13 protein-coding genes and 2 tRNA genes are annotated in these 17,739 nt (G+C 50.1%); all 15 read right to left on the bottom strand.

Translation table 11 applies throughout. The features are described from left to right. Window positions 1-82: 82 nt before the first annotated feature. The 15 genes from pyrE to polA all read right to left on the bottom strand — a co-directional run bounded on the left by pyrE (window position 83) and on the right by polA (window position 17,638). Window positions 83-655, bottom strand: a complete 573-nt coding sequence (pyrE, locus tag TCARDRAFT_RS05360) for an orotate phosphoribosyltransferase (protein WP_007288990.1) — start codon at window positions 653-655, stop codon at window positions 83-85. 21 nt (window positions 656-676) lie between these two features. Next, window positions 677-1,405, bottom strand: coding sequence for an orotidine-5'-phosphate decarboxylase (gene pyrF, locus TCARDRAFT_RS05355; RefSeq protein ID WP_007288989.1), 729 nt, complete (start codon window positions 1,403-1,405; stop codon window positions 677-679). A 13-nt stretch (window positions 1,406-1,418) separates the two neighbouring features. Then, the gene (locus TCARDRAFT_RS05350; protein ID WP_007288988.1) at window positions 1,419-2,339 is read right to left on the bottom strand and encodes a dihydroorotate dehydrogenase; all 921 of its coding nucleotides are present in this window, start codon (window positions 2,337-2,339) and stop codon (window positions 1,419-1,421) included. Further along, the gene (locus TCARDRAFT_RS05345; protein ID WP_007288987.1) at window positions 2,336-3,103 is read right to left on the bottom strand and encodes a dihydroorotate dehydrogenase electron transfer subunit; all 768 of its coding nucleotides are present in this window, start codon (window positions 3,101-3,103) and stop codon (window positions 2,336-2,338) included. Before TCARDRAFT_RS05345 ends, TCARDRAFT_RS05350 begins: the two co-directional genes overlap by 4 nt. 444 nt (window positions 3,104-3,547) lie before the next feature. After that, a complete protein-coding gene (gene carB, locus TCARDRAFT_RS05340; RefSeq protein WP_007288986.1) occupies window positions 3,548-6,769 on the bottom strand; it encodes a carbamoyl-phosphate synthase large subunit in 3,222 nt (1,073 codons plus the stop codon). Between the two features lie 2 nt (window positions 6,770-6,771). Next, a complete protein-coding gene (carA, locus tag TCARDRAFT_RS05335; RefSeq protein WP_007288985.1) occupies window positions 6,772-7,836 on the bottom strand; it encodes a glutamine-hydrolyzing carbamoyl-phosphate synthase small subunit in 1,065 nt (354 codons plus the stop codon). A 339-nt stretch (window positions 7,837-8,175) separates the two neighbouring features. Further along, entirely contained in the window at window positions 8,176-9,483 is a 1,308-nt protein-coding gene (locus TCARDRAFT_RS05330; RefSeq protein ID WP_007288984.1) for an amidohydrolase, read from the bottom strand. Between the two features lie 36 nt (window positions 9,484-9,519). Then, window positions 9,520-10,773 carry a C4-dicarboxylate transporter DcuC gene (gene dcuC / locus TCARDRAFT_RS05325; RefSeq protein ID WP_007288983.1) on the bottom strand — a complete coding sequence of 418 codons (1,254 nt, stop codon included), beginning with the start codon at window positions 10,771-10,773 and terminating at the stop codon, window positions 9,520-9,522. Window positions 10,774-10,999: 226 nt separating this feature from the next. Beyond that, window positions 11,000-11,085: transfer RNA gene (locus TCARDRAFT_RS05320), tRNA-Leu, on the bottom strand. 23 nt (window positions 11,086-11,108) lie between these two features. Further along, window positions 11,109-11,195, bottom strand: a tRNA-Leu gene (locus TCARDRAFT_RS05315). A gap of 83 nt (window positions 11,196-11,278) precedes the next feature. Further along, complete coding sequence (locus tag TCARDRAFT_RS05310) at window positions 11,279-12,916, bottom strand: peptide ABC transporter substrate-binding protein (protein ID WP_007288982.1); 1,638 nt, start codon at window positions 12,914-12,916, stop codon at window positions 11,279-11,281. Between the two features lie 11 nt (window positions 12,917-12,927). Beyond that, the gene (locus TCARDRAFT_RS05305; RefSeq protein WP_007288981.1) at window positions 12,928-13,497 is read right to left on the bottom strand and encodes a lytic transglycosylase domain-containing protein; all 570 of its coding nucleotides are present in this window, start codon (window positions 13,495-13,497) and stop codon (window positions 12,928-12,930) included. 60 nt (window positions 13,498-13,557) lie between these two features. Then, complete coding sequence (coaE, locus tag TCARDRAFT_RS05300; protein ID WP_007288980.1) at window positions 13,558-14,157, bottom strand: dephospho-CoA kinase; 600 nt, start codon at window positions 14,155-14,157, stop codon at window positions 13,558-13,560. Window positions 14,158-14,171: 14 nt separating this feature from the next. Then, the gene (gene mutM, locus TCARDRAFT_RS05295; RefSeq protein ID WP_232199099.1) at window positions 14,172-15,017 is read right to left on the bottom strand and encodes a bifunctional DNA-formamidopyrimidine glycosylase/DNA-(apurinic or apyrimidinic site) lyase; all 846 of its coding nucleotides are present in this window, start codon (window positions 15,015-15,017) and stop codon (window positions 14,172-14,174) included. Further along, window positions 15,014-17,638, bottom strand: a complete 2,625-nt coding sequence (gene polA, locus TCARDRAFT_RS05290; RefSeq protein WP_007288978.1) for a DNA polymerase I — start codon at window positions 17,636-17,638, stop codon at window positions 15,014-15,016. The genes mutM and polA overlap by 4 nt, the downstream gene beginning before the upstream one ends. Window positions 17,639-17,739: the final 101 nt, after the last annotated feature.

Raw genomic sequence — 17,739 nt, 5'->3', positions numbered from 1 at the left:
ATACGAAATTAAATCACTATATCGCTTTTTTTGTCGCAATATCTTCACATTTTACCTATCGCCGCGAGTTTAACAAACCAGCTTATTTCCGGCTTCCCGGTTTAATCAATGGCAATCCTTGCTTGCACAAAGGACAATCATGCGGGGCATAGTTGTTCATACTAAGAGTAAGCAGCGCCGTGTAAGGCACACTGATTTTGGCCAAACCATTGCTTCTGTCCACAATTGCCCCCACACCGATTACCTGACCGCCCATGCTTTCCACTAGGTCTATAACCTCCTGTGATGACAGGCCGGTAGTAATTACGTCTTCCACTACTAACACCTTTTGTCCCGGCTTTATACTGAACATTCTCCGCAGAACTGTTTTACCGTCCTCTTTTTCTGCGAAAATTCCGGGAACACCCAATTGTCGAGCCACCTCGTAAGCTACAATAATGCCCCCCAAAGCTGGACCGATCACCAGGTCAGGTCTAGTGTAACGAAAACGTTCGGCAATAACAGCGCAAATTTTTTCCGCTAAGCGGGGTTCTTTCAGAAGAAGGGCGCATTGAATGTATGTATCTCCGTGAAGCCCGGAACTGAACTTAAAATGGCCCTTACGGAAAGCTTCAACCTCTTCAAGAATGGCCAAAACTTCGCTTTCAGTTAACATGTAATTCCTCCTCTTGTTTTCTTAAAATTTCAAGCCGCTTTCAGCCATTTCCCGTATGACCTTTCGTGCTGCTTCAGCAATGTTCGGCGCCGCCGTAATAGGACGACCGATTACTAGATGAGTAGCCCCCGCTGCCAAAGCTGCCGCCGGTGTAGCTATGCGGTTTTGATCGTCTTGATTAGCGCCAACCGGTCGAATACCCGGCGTAACAACAAGCAAATTATCACCACAGGCACGACGGATAAGCGCCGCTTCCCGCGGCGAAGCCACGACTCCATCCATACCTGCCCCTTGTGCTAATTTGGCGAGATGAACGACTTGATCAGCTACAGGTGTTTTATGCCCCAAAGCCGTCCACTCATTTTCATTTATGCTTGTCAGTACCGTCACGCCGATTAATTTAGGCCTCGGTATACCTAATTCAGCCGCTTTTTCGGCCACTGCCATAGCAGCAGCCCGCATCATGGCCGGTCCTCCACCAGTATGCAGCGTTAGCATGGAGACGCCAAGACCCGTTAGTATTCCTGCAGCATGCGCCACTGTATTGGGTATATCATGTAGTTTTAAATCAAGGAATACTTCTTTCCCCATACTTTTTAAATAATTAATTACTGTAACACCGACGCTATAGTACAGCTCCATTCCCACTTTATAAAAAGCAACCCATTCCCCCAGCGCCTCTACAATTTCACAGACCTTATTCATATCGTTAACATCCAGAGCCACAATTAACCGTTTATCAGCCTGCATATAAATCGCTCCTTTAGATACGGACTTGTCCTACCAACTGGTTTACATGTCTCAATCCACACTGTCTTAGGTAGTCGGCTATTCCTTCGGTAATCGCAATGGCAACACGGGGATTTATAAAATTGGCCGTACCAACCGCCACTGCACTGGCCCCTGCCAGTAAAAATTCAACTGCATCTTCAGCCGTCATAATACCTCCCATCCCAATAACCGGCACTTTAACGGCTTTAGCTACCTGCCAAACCATGCGCACCGCAATTGGTTTTACGGCCGGCCCGGACAGACCGCCAACAATGTTTCCCAATACAGGACGCCAGCTGTGTACATCTATAGCCATGCCCAATAAAGTGTTTATCAAAGAAATGGCATCCGCACCGGCGCTTTCCACCGCCTGGGCCATAGCAACAATGTCGGTGACATTCGGTGACAGTTTGGCAATGACCGGAACCGTAGCGTATTTTTTCACCTCACTGACCACGGCAGCAGCGCTATCAGGATCTGTGCCAAAAATCATTCCGCCTTGTTTCACATTAGGACAAGAAATATTTACTTCCAGGCCGGCAATACCGGAATTGGCAAGACGTCTGGCCAATTCACCGTATTCCTCAATGGTACCGCCGGAAATATTAACTATTACCGGTACCTGATACTGTGCCAGTTGGGGAAGAATTTCTTGCAAAAACCGGTCTATACCAGGATTTTCCAGACCTATCGCATTTAGCATGCCAGCAGGAGTTTCAACTATGCGTCGTCCTGTGTTGCCATCCCGCGGCTTAAGGGTCATCCCTTTTACAACTATCGCGCCAATTTGATTTAAGTCCAGTAGGTCGGCGTATTCTAAGCCGAAACCGAAAGTGCCCGATGCCGTCATTACCGGAGTCTTCATTTTAATACCGGCAATGTCGACCGCCAATGGCTGATTACAACTATTCATAGCAGTACCTCCTCAGCCCAAAATACCGGGCCGTCACTGCAGACCTTCCGGCGCAATCCGTCAGTACCGGAACAAGTACAAGCCAAACAAGCGCCTATACCACAGGCCATGTGCTTTTCCAGTGAGATTTGACAAGAAACCTTGAATTTCTTAGTTATTTCAGCTACCCTAATCAGCATTGGCCGCGGTCCGCAGGCGTAAATTCTATCGAACCTTCCGTCTGTCAAAATTTGCGGCAGCAGGTCGGTCGTAACGCCACGCAGACCGATTGAACCATCATCGGTTGTAATCGCAATATTTTCGCATAGCGGCTGAAATAACGCTGGCCAAACCATTTCCTCAGCATTTCGCCCGCCTGATATGACCTGTACCGGACGGGGACAAAGGCGCCGCGCCAAAAACAACAGCGGCGCCAATCCCATGCCGCCTCCGACCAGCAGCGGCCTGTGACAACTTAGTTCAAACGCTCTGCCTAGCGGTCCCAAACAGTTAATCTGGTCACCCTCTTTTACTTTTGCCAGTAATTCCGTACCCGCCCCTACAATTCGGTAAATAATACCGATTGTCCCTGCCTGGGGATCTGCATCGGCGATGCTAAAAGGACGCCTCAGCAGGGGATGATAACTATCGGCAACCCGTATATGAATAAACTGTCCTGGTTCGGCGCATTGAGCAATAGCGGGAGCCCGGAGCGTGAGCATCTTAATGGTGCTAGCCAAACAAAGATGCCTGACAACAACTGCTTGTTCCATTTGCTTAGACACAAGGATCCCTCCCTCTTGCATAGTCTTATTAAATAGCTAACATAACTCCAGACAGTATCATTTTGGCACACACAATTACAATATATCCAAATTTTATAATGAGTGACACAATAAAACTCCCTGCCGAACGAGCAAGGAGTTGACATGGCCAACCAAAGTTATATTTTTTTGAGTAGCCAAAATCCTTGCCGGCCTCACAGGACCAACTTAAAGGAAATTATTAATTTCTTGCTTGTATTTGCTAAAAAATCTATCATCGTCAATAAAAAAGCCTTCTTGCCTGTAAAACACGCAAGAAGGCCTAACAATCCATCCAGATTCCCCCTTACCAGCCTCACAGGACCAGTTTAAAAGGCCTAATTTATTTATTTAATGATAACAATTTATAGAATTGTTGTCAAGCAAATATTAACCCCGCAGGGGGAAAATCAATCGTCAGATAATCTATACATAATCATCACCTTTCCCCACATAATCCTGCAGGGCAAGGACATAAACCAAACGCCGTTCGCGCATACTTGTCAGAGCGTACAAAAATTCGCGGGCCGTATCCATGGATGTTAGGCAGGGTATGCCGTATTCCACTGCTATCCGGCGAATTTTAAAACCATCCCACACTGCTTGCTGACCTTGAACCTTGGTATTGATAATTAAACTAATTGTGCCATCCTGAATTAGTTTCAAAATATGAGACTGACTGTCTAAACCATTGCCAACCGTCTCTACGGCTAGCCCCTGCCCCTGAAAAAACTTGGCCGTACCTGGTGTTGCCAGCAGGTGATACCCAAGGGCCAGAAAGCCAGCTGCCACTTGCACAGCTGCTGTTTGGTCCTGCTCGTCAACGCTAAACAGTACGACGCCGTTTGGCGATATAGCCAGACCAGCAGCCGTCATGGCTTTATACAGCGCCCGGGCATAATGATAATCGATGCCCATCACTTCGCCGGTCGACTTCATTTCCGGTCCCAGCGCAATATCAACCTGCTGCATTTTTGCAAACGAAAATACAGGGGCTTTTACCGCCCAAAACGGTTTTGGCGGCAACAAGCCTGTTGCACACCCCATCCCAGCCAGCGTTTCGCCCATGGCAATGCGGGTGGCAAGCTGAACCATCGGTATACCGGTAACTTTGCTGAGAAACGGCACCGTCCGGCTGGAACGAGGATTGGCTTCAAGAATATAGACCTGTCCGTCAGCGACAACAAACTGAATATTAATAAGTCCCCGCACATTAAGGGCCAGTGCCAGCCGCTTTGTATAATCGACAATTCGAGTAATTTCGTCCGGTCCGAGCGTGCGCGCAGGATAAACAGCGATGCTGTCGCCAGAATGAACACCAGCCCGTTCGATATGTTCCATGATTCCCGGAATCAGTACGTCCTGCCCGTCGGCAATGGCGTCTACTTCCACTTCCGTACCTTGAATGTACCGGTCAATAAGCACCGGTCGGTCCGTAGACGCTTGAACCGCTTTGGTTAAATACTCAACCAGTTCGTTTTCGTTGTAAACAATCTGCATGGCCCGGCCACCCAGAACATAGGAGGGACGAACCACAACGGGATAGCCGATAACACCTGCTTTTTCCCTGGCCTCAGCCATGTTTGTCACACTTACCCCGGCTGGACGCGGAATACCAAGACGCTCGACAAGAGCGTCAAATTTTTTCCTGTCTTCGGCACAATCAATGCTTTCCACACTGGTTCCCAAGATGGGCACCCCGGCTCGCGCTAAGGGAACAGCTAGGTTAATGGCTGTCTGACCACCAAACTGCACAATGACACCATCCGGCTGTTCCTTCTCCACGACGTGAAGCACGTCTTCCACCGTCAATGGTTCAAAATATAGCCGGTCGGCAGTATCAAAGTCAGTACTAACCGTTTCCGGATTATTGTTGATAATGACCGTTTCGACGCCCATCTCTCGTAGCGCCCAGACGGAGTGGACAGAGCAGTAGTCAAACTCTATGCCCTGGCCAATGCGGATCGGGCCGGAACCAAGGACAGCCACTTTGCGGCGGGGACCGGGCGGCACCTCGTCCTCCTGGGCATAGGTCGAATAAAAATAGGGTGTAACGGCTTCGAATTCAGCGGCACAGGTATCAACCATTTTATAACATGGAATAATACCTTCTTCTCGGCGCAAATTCCGAATTTCAGAAGGAGATTTCCCGGTTATGGCGGCTATTGTCTGATCGGTAAATCCCATCTGTTTGGCTGCCGCGAGCAAGCGCGGCGATAGTTTTTCCTGGCTTAGCTTTTGTTCCATTAAGACTAAATTCATAATTTTAGCCAGAAAAAACCGGTCAATGGCCGTGATAGCATGAAGTTCGTCGATACTAACGCCACGCCTGAGCGCCTCGGCCACAAGGAATAGACGCTCGTCACTGGCGCTATGGAGCTTGTTGCGGATTTCTGCCGTGCTAAGGCGCGCAATATTCGAAACGGTCAGACCATGCAAACCGATTTCGAGCGACCGGACAGCCTTCAACAAGGCAGCCTCAAAAGATCGGTCAATGGCCATGACCTCGCCAGTTGCTTTCATCTGTGTCCCCAACAGTCGGTCGGCGTAAGCGAATTTATCGAAAGGCCAGCGAGGAAATTTCACTACAACATAGTCGAGCGCCGGTTCAAAACAGGCCATCGTTTTCCCGGTTACAGCATTAGGAATTTCGTCAAGGCGATAACCGATCGCAATCTTGCTGGCAACCTTAGCAATGGGATAGCCCGTCGCTTTGGAAGCCAGCGCACTGGAACGGCTGACGCGAGGATTCACTTCAATAACGTAATAGCGGCTGCTGTGGGGATCTAACGCAAACTGCACATTGCAGCCGCCTTCAATGCCCAAAGCCCGGATGATGGCAAGGGCTGCACTCCGCAGCATCTGATATTCTTCATCTGACAGCGTCTGCGAAGGAGCAACGACAATGCTGTCCCCGGTATGGATACCGACAGGATCAAGGTTTTCCATATTGCACACAACAATGCAGTTATCGGCGCCATCTCGCATCACCTCATATTCTATTTCCTTCCACCCTGCCAAACTTCGTTCTAACAACACCTGACCAATTAAACTGTGTTTTAGACCACGGGCCACTACTTCGCCTAGCTCCGCATCATTGTGTACGATTCCACCGCCAGTCCCGCCCAGAGTATAAGCAGGCCGGACAATGAGGGGATAACCAATGTCTTTGGCAAAGCGCAAAGCTTGGGCCAAAGTTGAGGCAATAGTGCTTTCCGGCACAGGTTGGCCGATCTGTTGCATTGTAGCTCTGAACAACTCGCGATCTTCGGCTTTTTTTATGGCTGCGAGGGGAGTACCAAGCAGTTTTACACCGTACCTTTCAAGAACACCCCGCTCAGCCGCCGTGACCGCCAGGTTGAGGCCGACCTGGCCGCCTAAAGTAGGCAGAAGCCCATCGGGCCGTTCTTTGGCAATTATCTCCTCAATGAAATCGGGGGTCAACGGCTCGATATATACACGGTCAGCAATATTATCATCTGTCATGATGGTAGCCGGATTACTGTTGACGAGAACTACCTCCAGCCCCTCTTCCTTTAAGGCGCGGCAGGCCTGCGTGCCCGCATAATCGAATTCAGCCGCCTGACCAATAACAATCGGGCCTGACCCGATTACCATTACTTTTTGTAGCTCTAGTTTCTTCGGCACCGCTACACCTCCTTAGTCATCAACTGATAAAACTGCTGGAATAAATACATATTGTCATGTGGTCCCGGCGCTGCTTCAGGATGGTATTGTACTGAAAAGACGGGCAATGTACGGTGTCTCAGCCCTTCAACCGTCCCATCATTGACAGCCCGGTGTGTAACAACCAGGTCAGTACCGTGAAGCGATGTTTCTGCCACTGCATACCCATGATTCTGCGACGTAATAAAAACACGCCCTGTAGCAAGATCTTTAACCGGATGGTTGGCCCCGCGGTGTCCGAATTTTAATTTATAAGTATCCCCACCTAAAGCCAGCGCCAAAATTTGGTGGCCGAGACAAATACCAAAAATGGGCTTTCTTCCCACAAGTTTTTTTACTGTTTCGATGGCATAGGACACCTCTTTGGGGTCGCCGGGACCATTGGATAAAAATACACCATCCGGCTCCATGGCCAATATCGTCTCGGCTGTTGTTGCTGCCGGCACGACGGTCAAATCACAGCCAAGCCTGGCGAGGGACTCTAAAATATTTCGCTTTACACCAAAGTCCATTACCACTACCCGCGGGCCTGTCCGGGGCAGCCGGTAGACGATTGGCGTGGTAACTTTTTCAACCAAATGAACAACGTCCGCATTGCTCAGCAGAGCGAGAGCCTCTTCGTGCCCCATGCGAGCAGGCGCCAGTACCCCCATCATCACGCCGCTGGCCCGAATCCGTCGGGTAAGCGCCCGGGTATCGACGCCATATAAACAAGGAATACGATGCCGCTTTAAAAACTCTGCCAACGAGTTCTCTGCTCGCCAGTTACTAGGCGTACTACATAGTTCGCCGATGACAAAACCACGGACATAGGGTTGCCGTGACTGGTTAAAGGAAGCGGCCACCCCGTAATTTCCGATTAACGGATAAGTCATAGTCACGATTTGTCCACAATACGACGGATCTGTCAACACTTCCTGATAGCCTGTCATACCTGTATTAAAGACCACTTCACCGACAGTATGGAGCGGCCCTAGCATTGTTCCCGAAAAAACTGACCCGTCAGCAAGAACAAGTTTCCCTTCCATTGTTCTACCTCCCGGCAGGCATGGTATACCGCCTGCAAACTACTAGTCTTTGCCCGACCATCCTCTCCTTTTTAACATAAAAACTCCCTGTCATAAAGACAAGGAATTCTCCGCTTCAACAGCAGGAGGACTAAAGCAGTTTATTACAGCCGTATAAAACCAATCGTGTTTTTGAATAATTATTCATTATTCCTTTATATATATACTAACAAACTTAAGCCCAAGTGTCAATACGGCAGAAAAAAGCCTTCTTGCGCATCCAAACAGCACAAGAAGGCACAATTATTTTAAAATAGTCTATGTATTTTTATGCTTCAATTGGTGAGTATCTCGAAAGTACTATTTGCCGGTAAGCAAGTCGGCAGCAACACCGCTGATAAAGGCCGACGCCAGGACCAGGGCTTCTTCATTAAAATCAAACCGGAAATCATGATGCCCAGCCGCCAGTTCGGTGCCAACCATTACGTAGGCAGCCTTGCCACCGCGCTGCTGCACCCGCTCCATAAAATAGGTGCAGTCTTCGCTGCCGCCAATATTGCCGGCTGCCACGACTTCTTTAAATAAGCCCATCCGTTCGACGGTTTGCCGAATGCGAGCCACTAACTCGGCATCATTCCCGCACCCCGCAGCGCCGCCCATCTCTTGCATTTGAACTTGACAACCATGCATTTGGGCAGCAGCTTCAATAATACGCACCGCCTCACTATACATATACTCGTTAATGGCACTGGTAGTACCCCGCGTTTCCAGCTTGATAACAGCATTTGCGGGAATGACATTTCGTCCCGTGCCACCCTGCATGACGCCGACATTGATGCGCGACGCGCCTTGACTGTGCCGCGAGATTGCATGCAAATTAAGCAAAGCGGTGGCGGCAGCGAGCAACGCATTCCGGCCCATTTCCGGCGCCGCGCCGGCATGGGCCGGAACCCCGGTGAAAATAGCATCCAATTTGGTTGTAGCCAAAAAGCCTTCCGTCTGGCAAGCTACCTGTCCTGTTTTGCGCAGGGTGACACCGAAATGCATGCCTAGCAAATAATCCACGTCATCTACAACGCCTTTGACAACCATCGCCTTTGCGCCACGTACTCCTTCTTCCGCCGGCTGGAAAATAAGCTTCACCCGCCCGGCCAAATCCTCGCGCAAAGCTGCCAGGATTTCAGCAACGGTCAAACCAACGGCAGTATGACCGTCATGAGCACAGGCGTGCATGGCTCCCTTGTTGATAGACGCGAAATTTTCACGATACGGACGATGGCTTTCATCTTCCGCTTCAACGGCATCATTGGCATCAATATCAAACCGCAAGGCGACGGTCGGCCCCGGTTTGCCAAAATCCATCACGCCCACTACACCCGTTTTGCCGCCACGCATTTTTTCTACCCAAACCGGATTAGCCCCCTGCGCAAGGGCCCGTTCCCGATGGCGTTCCAGTTCCTCCGCCGGTGGCACGCCCATCATCGCCTCGGCCGCAACAACATCTTCGCCAACTAGTACCTCATAACCCAATTCGGTCAAGACGTCGGCGACTACCGATGCGGTGCGAAATTCAGTCCAGGCCGTCTCGGCATAGCGGTGAAAATCGCGGCGCCTGGCAATTGTTTTCGCCTCTAACATTTTAGCCAATTCCACAATCCTTGCGTCCATGCCCACTCCCCCATTTCCAATGTAGTAAATGTAAGATTACAGAAGTAATAACATCGTGACTAAAGCGGCCAAAATCATACCTAAGGCATTGCGCTTAGTCAGTTCAATGGTATTAACCCCGGCCAGTTGAGCGCACACGATAGCAGCACCGGCCACAGGCGACATTGAACGGCCAAGGGCACCGCTAAGGAAAGCTTGGGAGCCCATTTGCGTAATGCCAAAGCCAAATTGTTGCGCGTAAGGCGTAATGGCTCCGTTGAAGGCTAGTGTAGCCGCATCGCCAGAGCCGGACAGTACAGCAATGATGAACGGTCCAAAGGTAGCGGCAACCTTGGCGATATGTGCCGACTGCTTCATAGCAGCGATGAGCGCACCGGTAAGACCGATGAGTTCCATTCCCTTGGTAAAGACGGCGGCGGCAACAATAATGCCAATAACATTTGCATAGGCTTCGCCCATACCGGCAAAAAACTGCTTCGAAATTTCCTGGGGATTAGTGAAAGTGGCGACAAAGCCTAGTATAACGCCAAAAATCATGGCCTGCGGCACTGTAACTTCGGGGATGAGGTGTACCTGTTTGCTGCCCAGTACCAAAAGCGCAAGCGGAACAAGGGGAACAAGCGCTTTAAGATAATTAACCTTAAATTCTTGCTTATCATCTAGCAGGTTAGCGGCGCCCTGATACCCGCGATCTTCTTTGCGAAAGAAGGCTACCGCCGTCAAAGCGATAGCGGCGACAACGGCGCCAACAATAGCGGCCTTAGTATGACCGGCAATGACGGTCATTACGTCTACATTCGCCAACTTCGCAATAAAAGGATTGTGTGCCGAACCCGGACTAAAAACGCTGCCCCAAGTACCAGCCAACACGGCACTGGCGGCAATAGCCGGATGAATACCGGCGCTTATTAAGGCAGGGATCAAAATAGCGCCGACTGCTGCCGCGCAGCCTGCCGCACTCGGCAAAGCAATGTTGATACCAAAGGTAACCAATACCGTACCCGGAATTAGAATGGGGCGAAACTTGGTTAAGAAACCAGCCAGAAGATGTACTAAATGCATATCGCATTTTGTCAGCTTCATCACAAAGGCAAAACCCATAACCGTGGCGATAACCGGGACAAGTCCACTGTTGATCATTGCCGCACTGAAGGCATCAATGGCGGCGAGGGGTTTGCCGGACAAAAGCGCCATTAATAGACCGGAAATAAACAGGACTAACCGCGTCTCATACCTTTTGATGATCGCATAAAAAGTTAACAGAACAATTAAGCCTCCAACCCAAACCATAAATGCACCTCCCTTTTTTCAAAAAATCCCGTTGACTGGTAAACTAATCTCCCCTCCCACCCCTTTCGCAATTTTTTTTAAAGTTAACAAAATAAAATTCGAAATCCCTGCGTATTTTCCTGCGCAACCGGAATAAAATTACATCGAAGTTAACATGATCGATTTACCCACAAAGGCGCAAAAATGCAAAAAACCTACGAACAAAATGTTCGTAGGTTTTAATAATTGGTGCGGTTGGTGAGATTTGAACTCACACGCCTTTTGGGCGCCACCCCCTCAAGATGGTGCGTCTGCCAGTTCCGCCACAACCGCATATTAGGGGAGGTATAAAAGTGTGGTGCGGTCGAGAGGACTTGAACCTCCATGGAGTTGCCCCCACTAGATCCTGAGTCTAGCGCGTCTGCCAGTTCCGCCACGACCGCATCTTTTGGGTTAGCCGTCGCTTTCAGCGACACAATTATATTACCATAACATTTTCGCTATCGTCAAGCATTTTTCCTAAAAATTATTTAGCCAACAATGCCCATTCCCACGCATTCCATAGGTTGCCGGCAGGAGTCGGATTAGGCCGGTAATTGACCACCCGGGTCTTGACCGCATCAATGTTAGCCCGGAAATAGAGGGGAATGACAGGAACCTCCTGGACAATGAGATCTTGAAGGCGAAAATAAATTTGCTTACGGCTCCCCAGGTCAAGCGTACGCGCCCCCTGTTCGGTCAGAGCATCCACTTCCGGATTGCGCCAGCCAGGATAATTCTGTCCCTCATAGCCGTTGGCCCGGCTGGGTATTTTTTTAGAATGCCATAAACTTTGGTTATCGGGGTCCAGCCCGGCTACCCATGCGTACATCGCCGTCTCAAACCGGCGGTTTTTCAGCACATCGCCAAAGAAGAGCGGAACATCGACCAAGCGCAGCTCCCCTTGTATGCCTACCTCTTTTAGTTGTTGAATAATCGCCTGCCCGACCGTTTCCCGGATTTTATTGTCCCCGGTTGTAACGATCGAGAAAGCCAACCGTTGCCCGTCCTTGGCAAACACTCCGTCCGGCCCCTGTTTCCAACCGGCCTGGACCAGGAGTTCACGCGCCCTATTCACATCCCTTGCCGGTGGTTTGAGCGCGGGATTATAAGCCCAAGAAAACGGCGACTGGTCAGCTACCGCGGGAATAGCTACATTCTTTAGCACCGTGTTGACGATACTCTGCCGGTCGATAGCCAGAGCAATAGCCTGACGTACGCGGACATCCTGGAACAATGGATTGTCTAAATTAAAGTCCAGATGTTCCCAAATCATGTTCGGCGTAACCAATGTCTGAACTCCGTCAATCGCTTTTACCTGCTCAAGTTGGGTAAAGCCGATACTGCTCGCAATATCGATTTCGCCGGCTTTCAACTGGGTCAATAAAATATTAGGATCGGGGATTACTTTATACATGATGCTATCCAAATGGGGTTTCCCGCGATAGTAAGCGGGGTTGGCCTCCAAGATAATCGCTTCGGCTAGTCGCCATTCCTTGAATTTGAAGGGTCCTGTTCCTATTGGCCGGCGATTAAAGCCAGCCTTGTTATAATCTTCGACACCTTCCAGAATATGTTTGGGCAGGATAGTGCGAAATAGGGTGAGATAGGGCGCATAAGGCTGCTCAAAACGAATGACGGCGGTATAAGGGTCGGGAGTCTCTATCGCCTTGATCCGGTCGTAACCATCGCGGGAAATAACGTTTACTTTACGGTTCAAGATATATTGCCAGGTAAACTTGATGTCAGCGGCGGTAAACGGCTGACCATCGTGCCAGGTAACCCCCTGCCGGAGTTTGTATATTACGGTTAAGCCGTCAGGACTGACGCCACCGTTTTGGACGGTAGGCACTTCAACCGCTAGATCAGGTACCCATTCCCCTTTGTCATTAACGGTAATTAAACCGCTGAAAATAAGACTGCCTACTTCGGCTGTCGCCAAAAGGTCAGATAGCAGCGGATTAAGCGTGTTTGGCTCTTGCAAACTGCCATAAACAAGCTGACCGCCTTGCTGCAGCTCTCGTGTCTCCTGTCCCTCGGAATTAAGTTTTGTTCCGCCGCAACCGACGGCAAGCACTAATATTAGCGACAGAGCGGCGGCGAGCCATATCTTGCCTAAACGCAAGACAGCACCTCCTATTTTCCATACAACTCCTGATAACGCCTTTTATTACGCAGCACCTTTGTGACATATTCGCGCGTCTCACGGAAAGGAATTTGCCTGATGTCTTGGAAAGACATATCCCAGCCATACTGGCGCATCCACTGGCGCACATTGCCCCTTCCGCCGTTATAGGCGGCAAGAGCCAGAACTTCGTTATCCTGAAATTCGCGCTTTAGTGACGCAAGGTACCAAGTTCCAAAAGCAATATTAGTCTCCGGGTCTGTCAAATCCTGTACCTGAAAATCCCGCCTCCCAATTTGTCCCGCCAGCCATTGACCAGTTTCCGGCATTATTTGCATCAATCCCAGCGCCCCTTTCGGGGAGACGGCCTGAGGGACAAACTTGCTTTCCGTGCGAATAAGGCCAGCTACCAAAAAAGGGTCAAGATTATGCTCCAGGGAGTATTGATAAACTAAATTCTGATACGGAAATGGATACAGGTATTTTTTTTGAAACCATTCACTGTTATAAACGGCATAACTCCCGGCGGCCAATACAAAAAGCCCTACAACCAATGCCTTCAGCCAGGACAAAACGCGCAAAATTAATCACTCCGTCATATTACTCGCTACAAAGTATGTATTGACTAATGCAAACATTCGCTATTGTTCAGCGGGGATTTTCTGCCAGGCGATTAGCACCTGCCGGCGCGTGGCATCGATGCTACCGCTGTTATCAATTACGACGTGGGCACGCTCTGCTTTTTCCCGCAGAGACATTTGCGCGCTTATCCTCGCCCTAGCTTCATCTTCGGTCAGTCTGTCCCGCGCCATAAGCCGTTCAAGCTGCGTCCGCTCATCTACATAGACTACCCAAACGGCGTCGGCAAGATGGTCCCAACCTTTCTCTATTAGCAGCGGTACGTCCAGCACCACTACCCTTACTCCCGCTTTGCGAGCTGCTTTAAGAGCGGTTTCAACCGCCGCTTGGATGCGAGGATGGGTAATTGCTTCCAGCTTGGCCCGCTGCTTGGCATCGCTAAAAACAATCTCCCCAAGAGCTTTGCGGTTAATACTACCGTTACCATTCAAGACGCCGAGACCAAACTCGTCTTTTATTTCCCGCCAGGCTGGCTTCCCGGTCGCTACAACCTCCCTGGCAATTTCATCGGCATCGATAATAACGGCTCCCAACTCTTGCAGCATAGCGCTAACGGTACTTTTACCACTGCCAATACCACCTGTCAACCCAATCACATACATTAGACCTACCTCGTCTATCGTTGACATATTGGACAAAAGTGAGTACCCCGGCCGGCTACTTCCGTGCGGACAATTGGCATGCCGCACCGCTGGCAGGGCTGTCCCTTACGGCCATATACCCGCAGATAATGCTGGTGACTGCCGGTTTGTCCGACTCCGTCGCGGTAATCGCGAAAACTTGTCCCTCCATGGGCAATACCTTCTTCGATGACCTGATTTATAGCGCGATAAAGTTTCTGCGTTTCGTCCTCGCTAAGACTGGCGGCGGGGCGCGTCGGCGCAATGCCAGCCACAGCTAAACTTTCGTCTACATAGATGTTGCCCAAACCACCGATAAGCTGCTGATTAAGCAGGACAGCCTTAATCGACGACTGCCGCTTTTTCAACATCATCCGGAAATAATCGAAAGTGAATTCCGGTGAAAGCGGCTCAGGGCCCATAGTGGCTAACCCGGCAATTCGTCCCAGGTCAGCAAGGTGTATGGCATAAAGGGTGCCTAGCGTGCGCGAGTCGGCATAAATCAGAGCATCATTATTATCGAGATCGAAAACAATATGCGTAAATTTATCGTGCTGATAACCGGCCGGTACATAATACAGCCGGCCAGTCATGCGCAAGTGTACCACCATGACCAGGTCGTGTTCAAGGCGAAACAGCAGATATTTGCCGCGTCGGTCAAGGCGCTCGATTTTTCTGCCTGTTACTGCTTCCTTAAATTCAGAAACCGAAGGCCATTTAACCAGACGGGGCAAATCAATTTTTACCGCTTCGATACGTCGGCCTACGACCTTGTCAGCGAGCGTACGGCGGATGGTCTCTACTTCCGGCATTTCCGGCATTTTGCTTATCACTCCGTTCATTTAGCCTGAGCCCAATTTGCGCCGGTCTTAACGTCAGCAACCAGCGGCACCGCCAAAGTGACGGCGTCCTCCATAGCTTGTTTGACAAGCTGAGCCACCAGCACCCGTTCCGCTTCAGCTACTTCCAGTACCAGTTCGTCATGAACCTGAAGCAGCAGGCGGCTTTTCAGGCGCCTGTCCCTTAGCTGCCGGTAAACCGTGATCATGGCTTTTTTAATAATATCAGCAGCAGTTCCCTGGATGGGCGTATTCATGGCCGTTCGCTCAGCAAAGGCCCGCTGGTTGAAATTGCCGCTATTAATGTCAGGCAAAAAACGTCGCCGCCCAAACAAGGTAGTTACATAACCTTGCTGTCTGGCCAGATTAATAACATTGTCAATATAATTTTTAACACCCCGGTACTTGGCAAAATAACTGTCGATATACTGACCCGCTTCTTTCCGGCTGACGCCAATGTCGCGTGACAGGCCAAAATCGCTGATGCCGTAGACAATACCGAAGTTAACAGCCTTGGCCCGCGCCCGCATCTGGGCTGTGACCTCCGCCATCGGCACGCCGAACACCTCGGCCGCTGTATGGGTATGTATGTCCTGATTGTGCCGAAATGCGTCTATCAGATTATCGTCTCCCGACATATGGGCCAAAACCCTGAGCTCGATTTGCGAGTAGTCGGCCGACATTATCCAGTCATAACCCGGCCCGGGCACAAATAATTCTCGGATACGGCGTCCGATTTCGGTGCGGATGGGGATGTTCTGCAAGTTTGGTTCCGAACTACTAAGCCGTCCGGTAGCCGTCACTGTCTGGTTAAAATGGGTATGAATCCGCCCCGTATCGGCCCGGATAAGGTCGCGCAGACCGTCTAAATAGGTGGATTTCAGTTTGGTCAGCAGCCGGTATTCAAGCAAACAATCAATGAGCGGATGCTGTCCCGCCAGTTTTTCCAAAACTTCGGCATCGGTGGAATAGCCGGTCTTTGTCTTTTTTATTACTGGTAATTTGAGAACCTCAAACAAAATATGACCTAACTGACGGGTAGAGTTAACATTAAACTCCTGCCCCGCTAACTGATATATCTCTGTCAACAGAGTCTCGATTCTATCCGTAATTTCCTGCGCCAAGGCATCGAGCTGCGTCAAGTCGACCCGGATACCGGCAATTTCCATTTCGGACAGCACCGGAACAAGCGGAAGCTCGATTTCTTCATACAGTTCAGCCAACCCGGCCGCCACAAGCTTTTCCTTGAGCACCGGGTATAAACGCTGCACTACTTCAGCCGCCCAACCGGCATAATCAGGCGTGCCCAGGTGCTCTTTATCCATGTCGCCGACAGCGAGACCTAAATGTTGGCAAGCAAGCTCCGTCAGCGGGTATTTTGCCGCTGTTGGCTCCAAAAGATAAGCCGCGAGCTGGATATCAAAACATAGCCCTCGCAGCTCCGTTCCCTTAGCCTTACAGGCATTACAAACGTCTTTGGCATTATAGGTAACTTTGGGGATAGTTTCGTCAGCCAACAGGTCCCACACCAGTTCCCAACCGTTAACATTATGCGGGATGTAAACTGCCTCATCGCCTGCCCATATAGCTAAGCCGATTAACGTAACTGCAGGGATTTTTCCGCTGGTCAGGGGAAAAAATACCATGCTGCCTAACCGTTTTACCCGGGCCACGATCTCCCTAAGTTCGGTGAATGAGGTAACCGCCTTAGCAGGAGACAGTTCCAGGGTCGTTTCGTTCTGCGGTAAGGCCTTGCTGTCAAAGAGTTCAGGCAGTTTAGCCAGCAAACTTTTAAACTCCAGTCTTTGAAAAACTTCCCGTACGCGGTCTACGTCAGGCGCTGCTTTGAGCGCTTCCAGGGAACAATCGAGCGGTACGTCGCAGACAATGGTGGCCAGCTTTTTTGACAACAAAGCCAGTTCCGCGTTAGCCCGTAGGCTTTCTTGCAGTTTTTTGCCCGAAACCTTATCAATATTAGCCAGTAAGTTCTCTACGGAGCCGAATTCGCGCAGAAGCTTGCCCGCAGTCTTCTCGCCAATTCCCGGAACGCCGGGAATATTGTCCGACGCATCGCCCATTAGGCCTTTAAGGTCGGTAATTTGTTCGGGCAATAGCCCGTATTTTTCCTGTAATACATTGATATCGACCAGCTCGGTTTCCGATATGCCCTTGCGGGTAAGCATAACTTTAGTGCGAGGACCAATCAGTTGCAATGCATCCCGGTCGCCGGTCACGATAAAAACATCATAGTCTTGCCTACTGGCTTGAGCAGCCAATGTGCCGATAATATCATCGGCTTCATAACCCGGTTTTTCCAGTACGGGAATACCGAATGCCGCCAGCACCTCGTGAACCAGGGCGAACTGCTCCGACAATTCCCCCGGCGTGGCCTGACGGTGAGACTTATACTCGGCATAAACCTGACTGCGGAATGTCTCTCTCCCTTTATCGAAAGCAACCGCAATAAGATCAGGTTTGTTGTCGCTAAGCAGCTTTACAAGCATAGTTGTAAACCCATATACAGCATTGGTATATAGCCCCGCCGCCGTGGTCAGCGGCGGCAAAGCATAAAAGGCCCGGTGCATCAAGCTGCTCCCGTCGATAATTACCATTTTCTGTGGCATATGCCTATCACCCATTAACAATTAATAAGCTTGTACCAAAAACATAATCTATATATATTTGGCCGTCTATCGGGAAATCCCTTTTTAGTTTTGAAAATCAT

Source organism: Thermosinus carboxydivorans Nor1, assembly GCF_000169155.1.
Taxonomy (GTDB): domain Bacteria; phylum Bacillota; class Negativicutes; order Sporomusales; family Thermosinaceae; genus Thermosinus; species Thermosinus carboxydivorans.
Note: the sequence above shows the minus strand (reverse complement) of the source record. Positions and strands in the feature narration are given on the sequence as shown.